This window comes from Spartinivicinus ruber, from assembly GCF_011009015.1.
Classification (GTDB): Bacteria; Pseudomonadota; Gammaproteobacteria; order Pseudomonadales; family Zooshikellaceae; genus Spartinivicinus; species Spartinivicinus ruber.
In genome coordinates this window covers 4,185,689-4,203,265 of record NZ_CP048878.1, presented here as the reverse complement: position 1 = coordinate 4,203,265, position 17,577 = coordinate 4,185,689, and the positions used below count along the sequence as shown (strand labels likewise).

The following is a 17,577-nucleotide window of genomic DNA, read 5'->3' as shown; positions in this document are numbered from 1 at the left end:
CATCTGGCACTTTTCTTTTATCATTATCAGGTTATTTAATCTCAATCTCCGGTCGCCACTCTAGCCATTTTGGGTCTACTTCTTCATGGAGGGTAAAGTATTGTTTAGGGCTGGCTAGTTTACCCATTTCATTATTGTTCGGGGTAGCGAAGGCGATGCCCCCTTCTAATATAGACTCTAAGGTGCTGGCTTTGATTTTAGCGCCGCCGAATAAACTGAAGTCGACACCGATGCCGCTGGTATTCCAGAATTTACTGTTGCTACGGACCAGTGGGGCGTATTTATATTTAATGGTGACTTCAATATACACTTCATTGGCTTTAGGGCTGAGCCGGTACCCTGTTACTTTGCCTACTTGTACATCACGATAAAATACCGGGTTACCGACTTGAACGGCACCTAATCGTTTGGCGGCTAGCATTACTTTAAAACCTGCTAGTGATTGAGCTGGTTTGTTGGGAGCTTCTTCTAGCCCTTTAAATGCAGTTGCTTTGGCAGGGTTGCCTTTGGCGGGAGCTGCTTCGATATACTTACCGGTTACTAACGTATCTAAATGAGCGGTTTTAGCTAAGCCTAATTCGGGCTTTACTACCCAGAATCGAGTCCCTTTACTGGCTAATCGCTCAGCTTCGGGGTTGAGCATTACTTTGACTTGCACTTTAGATAGCTGATCGATAAGTTTGACTTTGGTGACTTTTCCTACCTGAATCCCTTGGTATTTAATCGCGGTGCCTTGGGATAAACCATCACCATGTTTAAAGGTAATGGTAATGGGATAGCCGATTTGATGAGCCGCATCGTAATCGTCGTATATTTTAAATTGCGCACCATTTTTTACCGCTTTCGGTCGACGAATAGGGGGCGTATAAAATGAAATACCACCTGCAAAAATTGCAGTCATGGACTCAGTGCGAACTTTTAGGCCTGATAAACCACCACTGATTTCAACACCACTACTGTGCCAAAAACGGCTGTGGCTTTGTACCAAATGTTGATATTCGGGCTTAATATGAACATTGATTTCCACTTGCTTTTTGTCTTTGCCCAGCTGATAACTTTTCACTGTGCCGACTGGTATTTTTTTATAATAAACAGAGCTACCAATATCAATGGAATCCAGTTCATCACTCAATAAAGTTAGGTGTCGTCCTGGGGTGTCCAATGGCAGTGGGGGTGGGGCATTCAGCGCAGTAAATTCCCGTTTGGGTTCAGATGCATCGGGGTCACCAATCCGCATGGCGATATAATTGCCTTTAATTAAGGCATCCAATCCAGTAATACCTGCAATCCCTATTTTGGGTTTTACCAGCCAAAACTGGGTGCTTTCATTTAAGGCTGGTTCAGCGCGCGGGTCAAACAACACATCGGCATAAACCCCCTGTAAATCCGGCATAATGGATACATCTTTGACAACACCAGCGGTCAACCCTTCAAAAATAACTTTGGTTTGGCCAATAATTAAATCTCGTCCGCTTTTAAAACGGATACGGGCTAAAATGCCAGCTTCGGCGGCATCGAAATCTTCGTATAAAACAAACTCATCCTGATCATTGACTGGACTGTGTTGAGGCTCTGTATCTGGGGTGTAAAACGCGATACCTCCAGCAATTAAACTGGCTAGGGATTCAGTGCGAAATTTAAAACCTGATAAATTGCCTTTAAAACTGATGCCGCTGGCATTCCAGAATCGACTGTTTTTCTTGACCAGGTGACGGTATTTTTCGTCAATTAATACTTCGATATTAACGCTTTTTAAATCCTCGGCTAGATTATAATCAACCACCTTGCCAACAATTAATTTTTTATAAAATACCGGGCTATCGCGATCGAGAGAGCCTAACTCTTTTGCTTGCAAACGAATTTGTAAACCGCTTTCATCATCAACAGGGGGTGGTTCGGTTTGGGCAGTAAAGTGACGTCTAGCTTCACCTTCCCCAGGTTTAATGGCAATATAATTACCCGACACAAGCGTTTCCAAACCAGATACTTCGGCCACGGAGATTCTGGGTTTCACTAACCAAAACTGGGTATTTTCCCTAAGCAGTGATTCTGTTTTGGCATCCATTTCAACTTTTACATCAACTGCAGACAGGTCATCATTGATGACAACTTTTTTCACAACACCTGCTTTAAGCCCTCTAAATAAGACTTCTGTTTTTCCTGCAATAATGCCTGAGCCAGAGTCAAACCGAATGGTGATTTCAACCCCAGCATCGCGAATACCTTTATAAATAATCCAGCCGCCAATCAGTAGTGCAATAAATGGCAGTAGCCAAATAGGGGAAATGCCCTTTTTTTGGCTGATAATCGGTTCAGGTAAGGGTGGTTTTGGTATAGGGTTGTTTGTTTCAGTCAATCGATGACTCCTTTTGGGGAGAAGCATTATCCCAAATCAGTCGTGGGTCAAAGGTCATGGCGGCAAACATGGTCATGACCACAACGCCACCAAAAGCACCTGCACCAACTCCAGCTTCAATGGTTGCCAGGTTGCCCATTCTTACCAGTGCCACTAAAGTAGCGATAACAAATAAATCTAACATTGACCAGCGGCCAATCCACTCAATCATACGGTACATTAAGGTGCGTTGCTGGGGGCTTAAAGACCATTTGAATTGAATAGATAGTAATAGAATGGTTAAACCTAGTAGCTTTAAAAGAGGTACCGCAATACTGGCAATAAATACCACTGCTGCGATAGGAATCATGCCTGCTTTTGCTAAAGCAATCACGCCAGACATAATAGTGTCGGCCTGGCCGTTACCAAAAAAAGCAATTTTGGTGATAGGGTAGGTATTGGCTGGAATAAATAAAATCAAACTAGTTAACGTTAATGCCCAGGTCTTGGCTAGGCTATTGGGGTAACGGCTGTGCAATGGGCTATGACAACGAGGGCATCGCAACTGAGTCTCACTGTGCTCGTTGTTTAGCTGACATACTTTGTGGCATTCATGACAAACAATGAGCTGAGCTTGTTGTGCTGTTAACCAGGGGTTAGTTGACACGATATTGCTCCAATAGTGACCAAACCTGATGTTTATTCAGGGTAACCCTCACTAATATTACCGCTAACAATAGGCCTATAAAACAAGCCAGGCCGAGTCCAAAGTGCAACTCTGCCAGCTCAAGCAGTTTGATCATAGAAACCAGTATGCCCAACATGTAGACTTCTAGCATGCTCCAGGTGTCGAGTTTTTGGTAACCCCGAAAAGCTAAAAAATGGCGAAACCGGGTTTTTTTACGAGTGATGCCTATTAACACATAAGTCAGTAAAATGAGTTTTACAAAGGGGGCAATAATACTACAAAAGCTGATCAGTAAGGCTGTCCACCACAGGTCATGGGTAAAAAGTACATAAATTCCAGCCAATACAGTGTCATGTTGTGACTGCCCTAACATTCTCATTGATAATAAAGGCAGTGAAATAGCTGGAATAAATAAAATAATCGCGCTTAAGCAAATAGCTAAGTTTTTTTCTACATTATGAGGCGTATTCTCATAAAGGGTATAGCCGCAGCGAGGGCAGCGTGCTTTGCAGCCTAATGGTAAAGGCTGAATGGGAACAAGCAGATCACATTCGTGACAGGCTGTCAGTGTATCCATAGGCTCCTAAATGAAGTGATTAAACCCTTCGCATTGGGTATGCAAACAGTAGACTTTAACTGCAGTTGACTTATTACGATAGTTGATTCTTGTTGAGTGTGATAGCGTTCATTAAAAAGCAAGGGATATTATTGGTATGACTGTATCAGTGTCTAGCAGTACCATTTATTATTTAGAAATGAAATCATCTGACCAGCTAAATCCTGTAGCAGCACCAGCTCTTGATGTGCAAGTGAAGAAAGTTGAAATCCCCTGCTGGCAGTTAAATCGATTTTTATATCAAGTGGTCGGTGAGCCTTGGCAATGGTATGAGAAATTATCTTGGCTGGAAAAGCAGTGGCGTAATTATGTTGAGCGTGATGAGCTGAATACCACCTTGCTTTATGTGTCAGGTACACCGGCAGGTTATTTCGAGCTTGAGCAACAAGAAGAAACAGTTGAGCTTAAATACTTTGGCTTGTTACCTCAGTTTATTGGTATGAAGTTGGGTGGGTATTTATTGTCAGAGGCGATCACTCAGGCCTGGCAAATTGCTTCAGAGCGGGTATGGGTACACACTTGTACCGAAGATCACCCAGCGGCAATGGCTAACTATCAAGCTAGAGGCTTTCAATTGTACAATACAGAAACCGCCATTAAATCGTAGGTTTTAGTTGTTTATGCATTGTCGAATGGGCTGTGGTGCTTGCTGTATTGCCCCTTCAATATCTAGTCCAATTCCAGGTATGCCTAACGGTAAACTTGCCGGTGAGCGTTGTATTCAGTTAAATGAGCAAAATCTTTGCAGTTTGTTTGGTAAATTAGAGCGACCAACGGTATGTTTGCAATTTAGTGCAGATGCTGCAGTTTGTGGTGAGACGAATCAGCAGGCATTAATTAACTTAATGGAATTAGAGATAATGACGAATTGAGCCTGGTGTTCGATATGGAAAACAGGCTGTTTTTTCGCCGATCATGAAGGGCCTTCAATGGCCTATCATGATCTAGCAAGGCATTCTGCCTTAGCTGTCAATACCCTGTTACTCTATATCTTTTCTATCCTTAAAGTGAGAGTGATGGCAGCGTTTCGATAAGAGGTGTTTACTTTCGCTTTTCTAAAGGCACAAAATCCCGTTTTTCTGAGCCAGTATACAATTGACGTGGCCGACCAATTCGGTAAGGGCCACTGATCATTTCATGCCAATGGGCAATCCAGCCAGGTGTACGGCCAGTGGCGAATATCACGGTAAACATTTCCGTGGGAATACCAATGGCTTTTAAAATAATGCCTGAATAAAAGTCGACATTTGGGTATAGCTTACGTTTGACGAAGTACTCATCTTCTAAAGCAATTTTTTCCAAACGCTTAGCGATTTTCAGTAATGGGTCGTTCTCTAGACCAAGTTCTTCCAGAACTTCATCGCAGCTTTGTTTCATTACTTTAGCGCGTGGATCAAAGTTTTTGTAGACCCGGTGGCCGAAGCCCATTAGACGGAATGGGTCGTCTTTATCTTTGGCACGGGCTATAAACTTGTCGATATACTTTTCGTCACCAATTTCTTCCAGCATATTTAATACAGCTTCGTTGGCTCCACCATGGGCAGGCCCCCATAAAGCAGCAATACCAGAAGCAATACAGGCAAATGGATTGGCACCTGAAGAACCAGCCAAACGAACGGTTGAGGTGGAAGCATTCTGCTCATGGTCAGCGTGTAGCAAGAAAATCCGGTCCATTGCTTTGGCTAAGACTGGGTTAACTTTACTTTCTTCACAAGGTGTACCAAACATCATGTGTAGGAAGTTTTCCCCGTAGCTAAAGTCGTTACGTGGGTACATGAAGGGTTGGCCAATAGAATACTTGTACACCATCGCTGCCAGGGTTGGCATTTTGGAAATTAAGCGAAACGCGGCTATTTCTCGGTGTTGTTCATTACTGATATCTAAAGAGTCATGATAGAAAGCGGATAATGCACCCACTACACCACACATAATCGCCATCGGGTGAGCATCACGACGGAAGCCGTTGAAGAAGTTACGCAACTGCTCATGAACCATGGTGTGGTTTTTGATGGTGGCAATAAATTTGGCTTTTTGCTCAACGCTGGGCAAGTCGCCATACATTAATAAATAGCAAACTTCTAAATAGTCGGATTGTTCAGCCAGCTGTTCGATAGGATAGCCGCGATGTAGTAATACTCCCTTGGATCCATCAATAAACGTGATTTTAGATTCACAAGCGGCAGTGGATACGAAGCCAGGATCAAAAGTAAATAACCCTTGGTTGGTTAAATCTCGTACATCAACTACATCAGGCCCAAGCGAACCAGAGTAAACAGGTAATTCGTGAGTTGTATCGCCGATGGTCAATTGCGCTTTTTTTTCTGCCATCTAGGCCTCCTATCATGCCATTCTTTTGGAAGGGTAACACATCATTGGTACAGATATACCCTTTTAGTATTGTAAAACACTTAGAGTTTGTTGACGCTTGCTGGAAGTACGCTTTTGGCAACTTTCAGCTGATAATCCGCAAACACTCGTAAGTTGACGAATAAACTACGTCTTTATTATGTCTTCCCAGGAGGTGGGAGGGTGTCGAAAGCCTGTTACGATACCCTCACAGTAAACCGGCTCAACTATAGAGAGTAAGAACTTTTTGTCAAATATATACCCTGGTGTTGCCAGTTTATTGAATAGGTAATATTGAAAAATTGTCTGACCATTCTCTTAGCTTGCCACGATTACTTAGGGGGTTGGTATTTATCTACTTTAGTAGCATATTTAATTAGTTAATTACAGTCTTCTATCTTTCTAGTTAAATCCTTTTAACTGTTAAATAGAAATTGATTAAGTTATCTATAAATAAATTCTGTTCAAAAAATAATCTGTAAAGACGCATATGTAGTAACATTACACAATTGTAATTAAGAAACGATCTATTTATACTTCAGCCGCGAATTTGTTGGGGTTACTGGCTAATACAGTCAATGACTTCTAACCTATTTATGAAATGTGCTGCATCCTATAAATAAGTCGAGCTACTTATTTATAGGATGCAGCAAGAGTCTTTGTACGCGTCCAAAAAATATCACGCCTGACTGGGCCTGCTTGAGTGTGAAAAGCCGTGAATAGCAAACGACCTGTAAACTTAGATCTTAGAACTATAAAACTCCCGTTACCAGCGTACACCTCCATTCTTCACCGTATATCTGGTGTCATTCTTTTTATTGGCATTGCCTTTCTTTTATGTGCTTTGGATTCTTCCCTGAGTTCTAAAGAAGGCTTTAACAGTATGAAAGAAACAATGAGTCATCCTTTTGCCAAGTTTATTACTTGGGGCTTGTTGTCGGCATTAATTTACCATTTTGTTGCTGGTGTAAAGCACTTGTTGCTCGACATTGATATTGCCGATGGTAAAGAGTCCGGCTTGCTCGCTTCTAAAGTGACTCTTGCTGTTTCTGTATTACTGATTTTGATAGCTGGAGTGTGGGTATGGTAACCAATGTAACCAACTTGTCTCGTAGTGGCTTATATGACTGGATGGTCCAGCGTGTATCAGCCATTGTTTTAGGTGTCTATTTTCTCTTTATGCTGGGCTTCTTTATTACGCATCCTGGTTTGACCTTTGCTGACTGGCATGGGCTTTTCAGTAATACAGCAATGCGTATTTTTAGCCTTATGGCCATTGTTGCATTGGGTGCACATGCCTGGGTAGGAATGTGGACCATCACGACCGATTACCTGACTGAACAAGCAATTGGCAATAAAGCGGTTGTCGTTCGCTTTGGCGCACAAGCGATATGTGGTTTTGCCATGTTTGCTTATGTGGTTTGGGGTATTCAGATTTTGTGGGGATTATAAACAATGGCCAATATTCGCACCATTTCCTTTGATGCAATTGTAGTTGGTGGTGGTGGTGCCGGGATGCGCGCGGCACTGCAATTAACTGAGTCAGGTGTAAAAACAGCCTGTATTACTAAAGTATTTCCTACTCGCTCACATACGGTTTCTGCGCAGGGTGGTATTACCTGTGCTATTGCTAGTGCTGATCCTAATGATGATTGGCGATGGCATATGTACGACACAGTAAAAGGCTCCGATTATATTGGTGACCAAGACGCTATTGAGTATATGTGTTCGGTGGGGCCGCAAGCAGTATTTGAATTAGAGCATATGGGGCTGCCATTCTCGCGTACCGAAACTGGTCGTATTTATCAGCGCCCTTTTGGTGGTCAATCAAAAAATTTTGGTGAGGGTGGCCAAGCCGCAAGAACCTGTGCCGCAGCTGACCGGACGGGTCATGCCTTATTGCATGCTCTTTATCAGGGTAACTTAAAAGGTGGTACCACATTCTTAAATGAATGGTATGCAGTTGACTTGGTAAAAAACCAAAAAGGCGCCATTGTAGGTGTGGTTGCTATTTGTATCGAAACCGGTGAAACCGTTTATATCAAATCAAAAGCCACGGTATTAGCAACAGGCGGTGCAGGCCGTATTTATCAATCCACGACTAACGCGTTAATTAATACCGGTGATGGTGTGGGTATGTCACTGCGTGCAGGTGTACCTGCTCAAGATATGGAAATGTGGCAATTCCATCCAACTGGCATTGCAGGCGCTGGGGTGCTGGTAACAGAAGGCTGTCGTGGTGAAGGTGGTTATCTCATTAACAGTGAAGGTGAGCGTTTCATGGAGCGTTATGCCCCTAACGCAAAAGACCTGGCTGGTCGGGATGTAGTCGCTCGCTCGATGATTTTGGAGATTCTGGAAGGCCGTGGTTGTGGTCCTAATAAAGATCACGTACTACTGAAGCTGGATCATCTAGGTGAAGAAACACTGAATTTGCGTCTACCTGGTATTTTAGAGTTATCTCGTACCTTCGCTCACGCAGACCCTGTTAAACAGCCGATTCCAGTTATTCCAACTTGCCACTATATGATGGGTGGTGTAGCAACGAATGTCGGTGGTCAGGCGCTTGCTCAAGATAAAAAAGGCAAAGATATTATCGTTGAAGGGCTTTATGCGTGTGGTGAGGTGGCTTGTGTATCAGTACACGGCGCTAACCGTTTAGGTGGTAACTCACTACTCGACTTGGTGGTGTTTGGTCGTGCAGCTGGCTTGCAAATTGAGCAGTCTTTGCGTGAAGGCTTTGACTCTATGGATGCCAGTGATACTGATATCGAAGCGGCTATGTCACGTTTAAATCGCTTGAATACTTCAAGTGGCGGTGAAAAAGTGGCTGAAGTTCGTGCTGAATTACAAAAGACCATGCAGCTATACTTTGGGGTATTCCGCGAAGGCGACAGTATGCAAAAAGGCCTTAAGCTACTCGAAGAAATTGGTGAGCGGATCCAAAATACCCACTTAGAAGACAAGTCATCTGCATTTAATACGGCTCGAATTGAAGCGCTTGAATTGGAAAACCTCTATGAAGTTGCACTTGCTACCGCAATGGCAGCCGAAGAGCGCAAAGAAAGTCGTGGTGCCCATGCCAGAAATGACTACCCAGATCGCGATGATAAAAACTGGCTGAAACACTCCATGTATTTCCCATTAGAGAAGCGTATCGGTAAGCGGGATGTAAACTTCTCGCCGAAGACAGTTGATGCGTTTCCACCAAAAGCACGTAAATACTAAGGGGGAGATCATGTTAGTCAGTATTTATCGTTATAATCCTGAAACCGATAAAACCCCTTACATGCAGGATGTGACAATTGATCTTCCTGAAGGTAAGGATTTAATGGTACTGGATGTGTTGGGTTTGTTAAAAGAAAAGGACCCAACTTTGGCTTATCGTCGCTCCTGTCGTGAAGGTGTGTGTGGCTCTGACGGGATGAATATGAATGGCACCAATGGGTTGGCCTGTATTACACCTGTATCGCAAGCCACCAAAGGCAGCAATAAATTGGTTTTACGGCCATTACCAGGGTTACCTGTGGTACGTGACCTAGTGGTGGATATGAGTCAGTTTTATAAGCAGTATGAGAAAATTAAACCTTATCTGCTAAATGATGAGCCACCACCGGCTATTGAACGATTGCAAATGCCTGAAGACCGAGAAAAATTAGACGGCTTGTACGAGTGTATTCTGTGTGCCTGCTGTTCTACCTCTTGTCCTTCATTTTGGTGGAATCCTGATAAGTTTGTTGGCCCTGCTGGTTTATTACAAGCTTATCGTTTTCTTGCAGATAGTCGTGATACGCATACTGAAGAGCGGCTTGCAGAATTAGACGACCCTTTTAGTGTATTCCGCTGCCGGGGTATAATGAACTGTGTCAATGTATGTCCAAAAGGGCTTAACCCAACTCGTGCCATTGGCCATATCAGGCAAATGCTGCTAAAGAGTGGGACTTAGTAATAGCAATTACAGGTGTTTCAGTTCATACTTGGCACCTGATTTTTGTAGGGCATTTTAACCATGGCGGGGTTGCTTAGGGTGTTTAAAGTGTAGTGTTCGCTTTTTATGCTTATATAGTGTAATCCATGCCTGACCTGTTGTAGTTTTACCAAAGCTATTTTTGCGGTTTTGCCAGGATAATTAAAACCTCAAAACGTCAGCTGGTTGGGTAATTCCGACAAATGCCCTACATTACTGAGTTAATTGCATGGTAGTGCTGAATGAGTTAGTTAATTTATTACTTCTCTATAATAAGTACTGCAGTGTTGATAAATAGCCGGAGCGGGTAGTTGTGTTTAATTTTTAATCGTTAAATGCAGTTACCTTTATGCCCCGGTTTTTGTGTGAGTGTTATAACGAAATACAACGAGTCTGTTTGTCGGCCTATCTGGTAAAGCCGTTTAAGCTTATTCCGTTTTAACTGGCTCAGTTTAACTAGTAATAAGCTGTGTAACCTGAAGCAAAACAGCTTTGGGGAAAACCTGACAAAACTTGCCGGATAGCTGTCTTACTCATGGGGTAATAAGAATGCAAGAAGGTGTCATGCACCAGATGTGGCGGACTGCGCATATATCTGGTGGCAATGCAGCTTATGTAGAAGAGTTATACGAGCAATTTTTGCGTGATCCAAACGGTATACCAGAAGAGTGGCGTGACTATTTTGAGAAGCTGCCACAAATTGAAGGTGTTAGTACTCAGGATGTTTCGCATGCCACCATTCGTGAACACTTCCAGCTGTTAGCAAAGCAACGATCTACTTCCCATGTAATGGCACCTGCTTCCGTTACCTCTGAACATGAAAAAAAACAAGTTCAGGTAATGGAGCTGATTGAGTCATTTCGTCAGCGGGGCCACCAAAATGCCAAACTTGACCCTCTTAACCTCCAGCATCGGCAACAAGTACCAGATTTGACCCTTGAGCACCATGGACTTAATCAAGCTGATCTAGACACTGTATTTCAAACTGCCTCTCTTTCATTTGGTAAAGATGAAGCCACTCTTAAAGAAATCTGGCAAGGTTTAAAAAATACTTACTGCTCCACCATCGGTGCAGAATTTATGCACATTGTAGATTCTGAGGAGCGTCGCTGGTTTGAGCAGCGCCTGGAGTCTAATCGTGCTCACCCTACCATAAGCAAAGAATCCAAGCTGCATTTATTAGAGCGTTTATCGGCTGCAGAGGGCTTGGAAAAATACCTTGGCACTAAATACCCAGGTACCAAACGATTTGGTCTGGAAGGGGGTGAAAGTTTGGTGCCAATGGTTGATGAGTTAATTCAACGGGCAGGTTCCTATGGTGCCAAGGAAGTGGTTATTGGCATGGCACACCGGGGCCGGTTGAATTTATTGGTGAATATCCTAGGCAAAAACCCCGCTGATTTATTTGACGAGTTTGAAGGGAAGAAGCTCCAAGACCAAGGGTCCGGCGATGTGAAATACCACCAGGGCTTTTCGTCCAATGTGATGACACCTGGTGGTGAGATTCACTTGGCAATGGCATTTAACCCCTCTCACTTAGAAATTGTTTCACCTGTGGTTGAAGGTTCAGTACGTGCGCGCCAAGATCGCCGTAATGATATGAAACGTGATTTAGTGGTGCCGATTAATCTTCATGGGGATGCTGCATTTGCAGGGCAGGGCGTGGTGATGGAAACCATGCAAATGTCGCAAACCAGAGCTTATAAGACAGGTGGCACCATCCATATTATTGTTAATAACCAGGTTGGTTTTACTACCAGTCGTCAGGATGATGCCCGCTCAACTGAATATTGCACCGATGTGGCTAAAATTGTTGAAGCGCCAATTTTGCATGTTAATGGTGATGATCCAGAGGCTGTATTATTTGTTACTCGTCTGGCTTTAGATTACCGGATGCAGTTTAAAAAGGATGTAGTTATTGATTTGGTTTGTTATCGTCGCCGTGGCCATAACGAAGCAGATGAGCCCTCTGGTACCCAGCCATTGATGTATCAGGCGATTAAAAATCAACAGACTACACGCACTTTGTATGCTGAGCGCTTGATTAAAGAAGGTACGTTAACTGCCGAAGAAGACAAGCAAATATTTGAAGGCTATCGTACTGCACTAGATAATGGCCAGCATGTAGTGAAAAGCCTGGTTAAAGAGCCTAACAAAGAATTGTTTGTCGACTGGACTCCTCATATCGGTCATGAATGGACTGCAAAACACGACACTCGGATTGATATTAATGCTCTACAGGAGCTGGCCAATAAACTGCAAGATATTCCTGATGGGGTTGTGGTACAGCGTCAGGTAGGAAAAATTATTGAAGACCGACGTAAAATGGCCGCTGGTGCTTTACCTATCAACTGGGGCTTTGCTGAGACTATGGCTTATGCCACCTTGTTGCATCAAGGGCACCCTATTCGCCTCACTGGGCAGGATGTTGGCCGGGGAACTTTCTCTCATCGTCATGCTGTATTGCATAACCAAAAAAATGCTGAGCCTTATATTCCACTGAAAAACCTGGCTGAAGGCCAGACAACATTTGATATTTACGACTCGCTATTATCTGAAGAAGCTGTACTGGCTTTTGAGTATGGCTATGCCACAACAACACCCAATGCTCTTGTTATTTGGGAAGCACAATTTGGTGATTTTGCTAATGGTGCTCAAGTTGTGGTAGATCAATTTATTACCAGTGGTGAGCATAAATGGGGGCGTTTGTGCGGTTTAACCATGTTACTGCCTCACGGCTATGAAGGACAGGGACCTGAACACTCATCAGCACGGTTAGAGCGTTATTTACAATTGTGCGCTGAACATAATGTACAAGTATGTGTGCCTACGACACCTGCTCAAGTTTTCCATATGCTTAGACGACAAGTGTTGCGTCCTTTGCGGAAGCCGCTGATTGCTCTAACGCCAAAGAGCTTACTTCGCCATAAACTAGCAGTTTCAACCTTAGAAGAGTTAGCAGAAGGTAGCTTCTATACCGTGCTGCCGGAAGTGGATGAAATCAATCCAGCTGATGTTAAGCGTTTAATTATGTGTAGTGGTAAGGTCTATTACGACTTACTGCAAAAGCGTCGTGCGGAAAATATTAACGATGCGGTAATTATACGTATTGAACAACTTTACCCATTCCCCCATGAAGACTTGGAAGCTGTTTTTGCACAGTATCCAAATTTAGAGCGTGTGGTGTGGTGTCAGGAAGAGCCAATGAACCAGGGAGCCTGGTACTCTAGCCAGCATCATATGCGCCGGGTGATTGCAGAGCATCCTAACAAGCACCTGTATTTAGAGTATGCAGGCCGTGAGGCATCAGCAGCTCCCGCATGTGGCTATATGTCGGTGCATGTGGAAGAACAGCAGAAGCTGGTTGATGATGCTTTCACTGTTTAATTGTAGGGCAGAATTAAGTGTCCTCTTAAATAAAGAATGATTGGGTAATAAGCAGTAAACATTAAAGGTTTTTAAGGAAACAACATGGCCACTGAAATAAAAGCACCTACTTTTCCTGAATCAGTTGCTGATGGCACTGTCGCCACTTGGCACAAAAAAGTGGGCGAAGCCTGCAGCCGCGACGAATTATTAGTAGATATTGAAACCGATAAAGTGGTTTTGGAAGTAGTAGCACCTGCTGATGGTGTGTTGAAAGAAATTGTTGCTGCCGAAGGCGATGTGGTTGAAAGTGAGGCAATTATTGGTCTGTTTGAAGAAGGTGCAGTCGCATCTGCAACCCCTGCAGCAGAGGGCAAAACAGCTGCTACTGCAGAAGCTGCACCTGCAGCCTCTAGTGCTCAAACAGAAACAGGTGAAGCAATATTAAGCCCAGCTGCTCGCCGTATAGCTGATGAGCATGGTGTTGATCCAAGTGCAATTAAGGGCACTGGCAAAGGTGGCCGAGTCACTAAAGAAGACGCATTGGCACACGTTAAGCAAGCAGGGCAAAGCCAGCCTGCAGCTGCTCAACCGGCTGCAGTCCAAGCCCCAGTTGCCAGTGGTGGTCCTCGTGAAGAAAAACGTGTACCCATGAGTCGCTTACGCGCTCGTGTGGCAGAGCGTTTGGTTCAAGCGCAACAGACAGCAGCGATGTTAACAACGTTTAACGAAGTTAACATGAAGCCAATTATGGATTTGCGGAACAAATACAAAGATGTGTTTGAAAAATCCCATAATGGCACCCGCTTAGGCTTTATGTCATTTTTCGTCAAGGCAGCAGTGGAAGCGCTGAAGCGTTATCCAGCTGTCAATGCCTCAATTGATGGCAATGACATTGTTTATCATGGCTACCAGGATGTTGGGGTGGCGGTTTCTTCTGATCGTGGTTTAGTGGTACCTGTATTGCGCAATGCTGAAAATATGGGACTGGCTGAAGTTGAAGCGAAAATTCGTGAATATGGCTTAAAAGCGCGTGATGGCAAACTGTCGATTGATGAAATGACCGGTGGTACCTTCACTATTTCTAATGGTGGGGTGTTTGGCTCGTTAATATCTACGCCAATATTAAACCCACCTCAAACCGCTATTTTAGGCATGCACAAAATTCAAGAGCGGCCAATGGCAGTGAATGGCAAAGTAGAAATACTACCAATGATGTATTTAGCACTATCTTATGACCATCGTCTGTTAGATGGTAAAGAAGCGGTGACTTTTTTGGTGGCTATCAAGGAAATGCTGGAAGATCCTGCTCGTATTTTACTGGAAATCTAAGCACCTAATTTATTCTCAGAATAATGAGGTTGTTGCAACGCTTATTTAAATTAGTTAAATGCAGCAACCTCCAGGTTTATTTGCCAAGCGCAAAATTGATTTAGGACATTAAACATGGCTCAAAAATTTGATGTTGTGGTAATTGGTGCAGGCCCTGCTGGTTATGTTGCTGCTATTCGTGCTGCGCAATTGGGTTTAAAAGCGGCTTGTATTGAAAAGTGGATTGGTAAAGACGGTAAAGTAGCTTTAGGCGGCACTTGTCTTAATGTAGGTTGTATTCCATCGAAAGCCTTATTAGATAGCTCCCATAAATACGAGGAAGCAAAAGATCACTTTAACGTGCATGGCATCAGTTTAGATAATCTGAACATTGATGTTCCTGCCATGATTAAGCGTAAAGATCAGATTGTTAAAAACTTAACTGGCGGTGTTGCAGGTTTATTTAAAGCGAATGGCGTAACTGCCTATGAAGGTGCTGGTAAAGTATTAGCAGGAAAGCAAGTAGAAGTTACCAAGCATGATGGTAGTGTTGAGCTGTTAAATGCAGAAAATATTATAATTGCCACTGGTTCTAGCCCAATAGAAATTCCACCTACTCCATTAACTGAAGGTTTGATTGTTGATTCAACGGGGGCCTTGGAGTTTCAAGACGTACCAAAACGTTTAGGTGTGATTGGCGCGGGTGTTATTGGCCTGGAATTAGGAAGTGTTTGGAGCAGGCTAGGTGCTGAAGTGATTGTACTTGAAGCTATGGATACTTTTCTGGCTGCTGCTGACCAGCAAATTGCCAAAGAATCTGCCAAGATTTTCAAAAAACAAAAGCTTGATATCCGCTTAAACTGCCGGGTAACTGGATCAGAAGTCCGTGGTAATGAAGTGGCAGTTAAGTACACTGATGCCAAGGGTGAAGAATGTGAAGAGTTGTTCGATAAAGTGATCGTTGCGGTAGGGCGTCGTCCTTACACAGAAAATCTATTAGCCGACGACTCTGGTGTTAAGATGGATGAGCGTGGCTTTATTTTTGTAGACGACCAGTGTCGTACAGAAGTGCCAGGCATTTATGCTGTCGGTGATGTAGTGCGTGGTCCAATGTTAGCCCATAAAGGCTCAGAAGAAGGCATTATGGTTGCTGAATTAATTGCTGGCCAGGCTGCTCAAATGAACTACGATTTAATCCCTTCAGTTATTTATACCCACCCAGAAGTAGCTTGGGTAGGTAAAACTGAAGAAGAAGTGAAAGCTTCTGGCGAGCCTTACAAAGTTGGTGCTTTCCCATTTGCTGCCAGCGGTCGGGCAATGGCCGCTAATGACACTGCTGGTACGGTTAAAGTGATTGCACACGAAAAAACTGACCGTATTTTAGGCGTTCACGTAGTCGGCCCAAGCGCTGCTGAGCTAGTACAGCAAGGTGCTATTGCCATGGAATTCGGTTCAAGCTCAGAAGACTTGGGTTTAACTGTCTTCTCACACCCAACCTTATCTGAAGCATTGCATGAAGCCGCATTAGCGGTTGATGGCCATGCCATTCATATCGCTAATAAAAAGCGTCGTAAATAATTAGGTTTGGTAGCTCGGTTTTAATAAAACCAAGCTGCCTTTTTACTATAGCAATGTGAATTTAGGCTACTCTAAATGTCGATTGCTATAGTTTTTAGTGGGGTTAGCAGAACTTTAGTATTTACATTGTGTAAGTGACATAAAGCGCTGTTGATTGAATTAAGTGCAACTCGAATTACAGCACAAAAAACGGTAGAAGAAGCATGAATCTTCATGAGTATCAGGCGAAGCAATTATTTGCTGAGTATGGCCTGCCTGTCTCCAAAGGCTATGCGGTAGATACCCCCGAAGCAGCTGCTGAAGCCGCTGATAAAATCGGTGGTGACAAGTGGGTGGTGAAAGCGCAGGTTCACGCAGGTGGACGCGGTAAAGCCGGCGGTGTAAAGCTGGTTAGCTCTAAAGACGAAGTAAAAGCCTTTGCAGCTAATTGGTTAGGTAAGAACTTAGTGACTTACCAAACTGATGAAAAGGGTCAGCCAGTCAGTAAAATTTTGGTTGAGTCTTGCACTGATATTGATCAAGAACTGTACCTGGGTGCAGTCGTTGACCGCTCAACTCGCCGTATTGTTTTCATGGCTTCCACTGAAGGTGGCGTAGAGATTGAGAAAGTTGCTGAAGAAACCCCAGAAAAAATTCTGAAGGCAATTATTGACCCATTGGTGGGTGCGCAGCCTTATCAAGCCCGTGAAATTGCTTTCCAACTTGGCTTAAACTCAGCTCAAATTAAGCAATTTACTAAAATCTTTTTAGGCTTGGCAAAGTTATTCCAAGACTATGATTTGGCGTTATTAGAAATTAATCCATTGGTTATTACCAGTGAAGGTAATCTGCATTGTCTGGACGGTAAAATTAATATCGATGGCAATGCTATGTACCGCCAGCCTAAATTAAAAGAAATGCATGACCCCTCACAGGAAGATGCCCGTGAAGCGCATGCAGCTTCTTGGGAGCTTAACTATGTTGCATTAGACGGCAACATTGGCTGTATGGTTAACGGCGCTGGCTTAGCAATGGGAACCATGGATATCGTTAAGTTACATGGTGGTGCCCCAGCCAACTTCCTTGATGTTGGGGGTGGTGCGACTGAAGAGCGGGTTGCTGAAGCTTTCAAGATAATTTTGTCTGACGACAATGTAAAAGCCGTTTTAGTGAATATTTTCGGTGGTATTGTTCGTTGCGACTTGATTGCTGACGGTATTATTGGCGCTGTTAAAGATGTTGGTGTTAATGTGCCAGTTGTTGTGCGCCTTGAAGGTAACAATGCAGATTTAGGTGCTAAGCGCCTGGCTGACAGTGGCCTGGATATTATCGCTGCTACAAGCTTGACCGATGCTGCCCAGCAAGTTGTTAAAGCCGCGGAGGGTAAATAA

General features: G+C 43.6%; 14 protein-coding genes. 10 read left to right on the top strand and 4 right to left on the bottom strand.

Going from position 1 to position 17,577, the window contains the following annotated elements; all coding sequences use genetic code 11:
• Positions 1 to 31 precede the first annotated feature (31 nt).
• The 3 genes from G4Y78_RS19035 to G4Y78_RS19025 are packed head-to-tail and all read right to left on the bottom strand — an operon-like array spanning position 32 to position 3,600.
• Positions 32 to 2,356: a PqiB family protein gene (locus G4Y78_RS19035; protein ID WP_163834531.1), complete on the bottom strand. Its 2,325-nt coding sequence runs from the start codon at positions 2,354 to 2,356 to the stop codon at positions 32 to 34.
• Positions 2,349 to 3,002: a paraquat-inducible protein A gene (locus G4Y78_RS19030; RefSeq protein WP_163834530.1), complete on the bottom strand. Its 654-nt coding sequence runs from the start codon at positions 3,000 to 3,002 to the stop codon at positions 2,349 to 2,351. The genes G4Y78_RS19035 and G4Y78_RS19030 overlap by 8 nt, the downstream gene beginning before the upstream one ends.
• Complete coding sequence (locus G4Y78_RS19025; RefSeq protein ID WP_163834529.1) at positions 2,992 to 3,600, bottom strand: paraquat-inducible protein A; 609 nt, start codon at positions 3,598 to 3,600, stop codon at positions 2,992 to 2,994. Before G4Y78_RS19025 ends, G4Y78_RS19030 begins: the two co-directional genes overlap by 11 nt.
• A 136-nt stretch (positions 3,601 to 3,736) precedes the next feature.
• Between G4Y78_RS19025 and G4Y78_RS19020 the strand changes: the two genes are divergently transcribed.
• Together G4Y78_RS19020 and G4Y78_RS19015 are read left to right on the top strand one after the other, a co-directional pair.
• Complete coding sequence (locus tag G4Y78_RS19020) at positions 3,737 to 4,246, top strand: GNAT family N-acetyltransferase (RefSeq protein WP_163834528.1); 510 nt, start codon at positions 3,737 to 3,739, stop codon at positions 4,244 to 4,246.
• Positions 4,247 to 4,259: 13 nt separating this feature from the next.
• Positions 4,260 to 4,511 carry a YkgJ family cysteine cluster protein gene (locus G4Y78_RS19015; RefSeq protein ID WP_163834527.1) on the top strand — a complete coding sequence of 84 codons (252 nt, stop codon included), beginning with the start codon at positions 4,260 to 4,262 and terminating at the stop codon, positions 4,509 to 4,511.
• A 169-nt stretch (positions 4,512 to 4,680) separates the two neighbouring features.
• Here the strand turns inward: G4Y78_RS19015 and gltA are convergent, their stop codons facing one another.
• Entirely contained in the window at positions 4,681 to 5,967 is a 1,287-nt protein-coding gene (gltA, locus tag G4Y78_RS19010; RefSeq protein WP_163834526.1) for a citrate synthase, read from the bottom strand.
• A gap of 733 nt (positions 5,968 to 6,700) precedes the next feature.
• On the opposite strand from gltA, the gene sdhC reads away from it, so the two are divergent.
• The 8 genes from sdhC (at position 6,701) to sucC (ending at position 17,577) form a co-directional block, all read left to right on the top strand.
• Entirely contained in the window at positions 6,701 to 7,075 is a 375-nt protein-coding gene (sdhC, locus tag G4Y78_RS19005) for a succinate dehydrogenase, cytochrome b556 subunit (RefSeq protein WP_163834525.1), read from the top strand.
• Positions 7,069 to 7,437 (top strand): succinate dehydrogenase, hydrophobic membrane anchor protein, encoded by a 369-nt coding sequence (gene sdhD / locus G4Y78_RS19000; protein WP_163834524.1) that lies wholly within the window; start codon positions 7,069 to 7,071, stop codon positions 7,435 to 7,437. Before sdhC ends, sdhD begins: the two co-directional genes overlap by 7 nt.
• A gap of 3 nt (positions 7,438 to 7,440) precedes the next feature.
• Positions 7,441 to 9,213: a succinate dehydrogenase flavoprotein subunit gene (sdhA, locus tag G4Y78_RS18995; protein WP_163834523.1), complete on the top strand. Its 1,773-nt coding sequence runs from the start codon at positions 7,441 to 7,443 to the stop codon at positions 9,211 to 9,213.
• Between the two features lie 10 nt (positions 9,214 to 9,223).
• The gene (locus tag G4Y78_RS18990) at positions 9,224 to 9,931 is read left to right on the top strand and encodes a succinate dehydrogenase iron-sulfur subunit (RefSeq protein WP_163834522.1); all 708 of its coding nucleotides are present in this window, start codon (positions 9,224 to 9,226) and stop codon (positions 9,929 to 9,931) included.
• A 570-nt stretch (positions 9,932 to 10,501) separates the two neighbouring features.
• Positions 10,502 to 13,339, top strand: coding sequence for a 2-oxoglutarate dehydrogenase E1 component (locus tag G4Y78_RS18985; protein ID WP_222937533.1), 2,838 nt, complete (start codon positions 10,502 to 10,504; stop codon positions 13,337 to 13,339).
• 84 nt (positions 13,340 to 13,423) lie between these two features.
• Positions 13,424 to 14,650 carry a 2-oxoglutarate dehydrogenase complex dihydrolipoyllysine-residue succinyltransferase gene (gene odhB, locus G4Y78_RS18980; RefSeq protein WP_163834521.1) on the top strand — a complete coding sequence of 409 codons (1,227 nt, stop codon included), beginning with the start codon at positions 13,424 to 13,426 and terminating at the stop codon, positions 14,648 to 14,650.
• Between the two features lie 114 nt (positions 14,651 to 14,764).
• Positions 14,765 to 16,207 carry a dihydrolipoyl dehydrogenase gene (gene lpdA, locus G4Y78_RS18975; RefSeq protein ID WP_163834520.1) on the top strand — a complete coding sequence of 481 codons (1,443 nt, stop codon included), beginning with the start codon at positions 14,765 to 14,767 and terminating at the stop codon, positions 16,205 to 16,207.
• A 203-nt stretch (positions 16,208 to 16,410) separates the two neighbouring features.
• Positions 16,411 to 17,577, top strand: a complete 1,167-nt coding sequence (sucC, locus tag G4Y78_RS18970) for an ADP-forming succinate--CoA ligase subunit beta (RefSeq protein ID WP_163834519.1) — start codon at positions 16,411 to 16,413, stop codon at positions 17,575 to 17,577.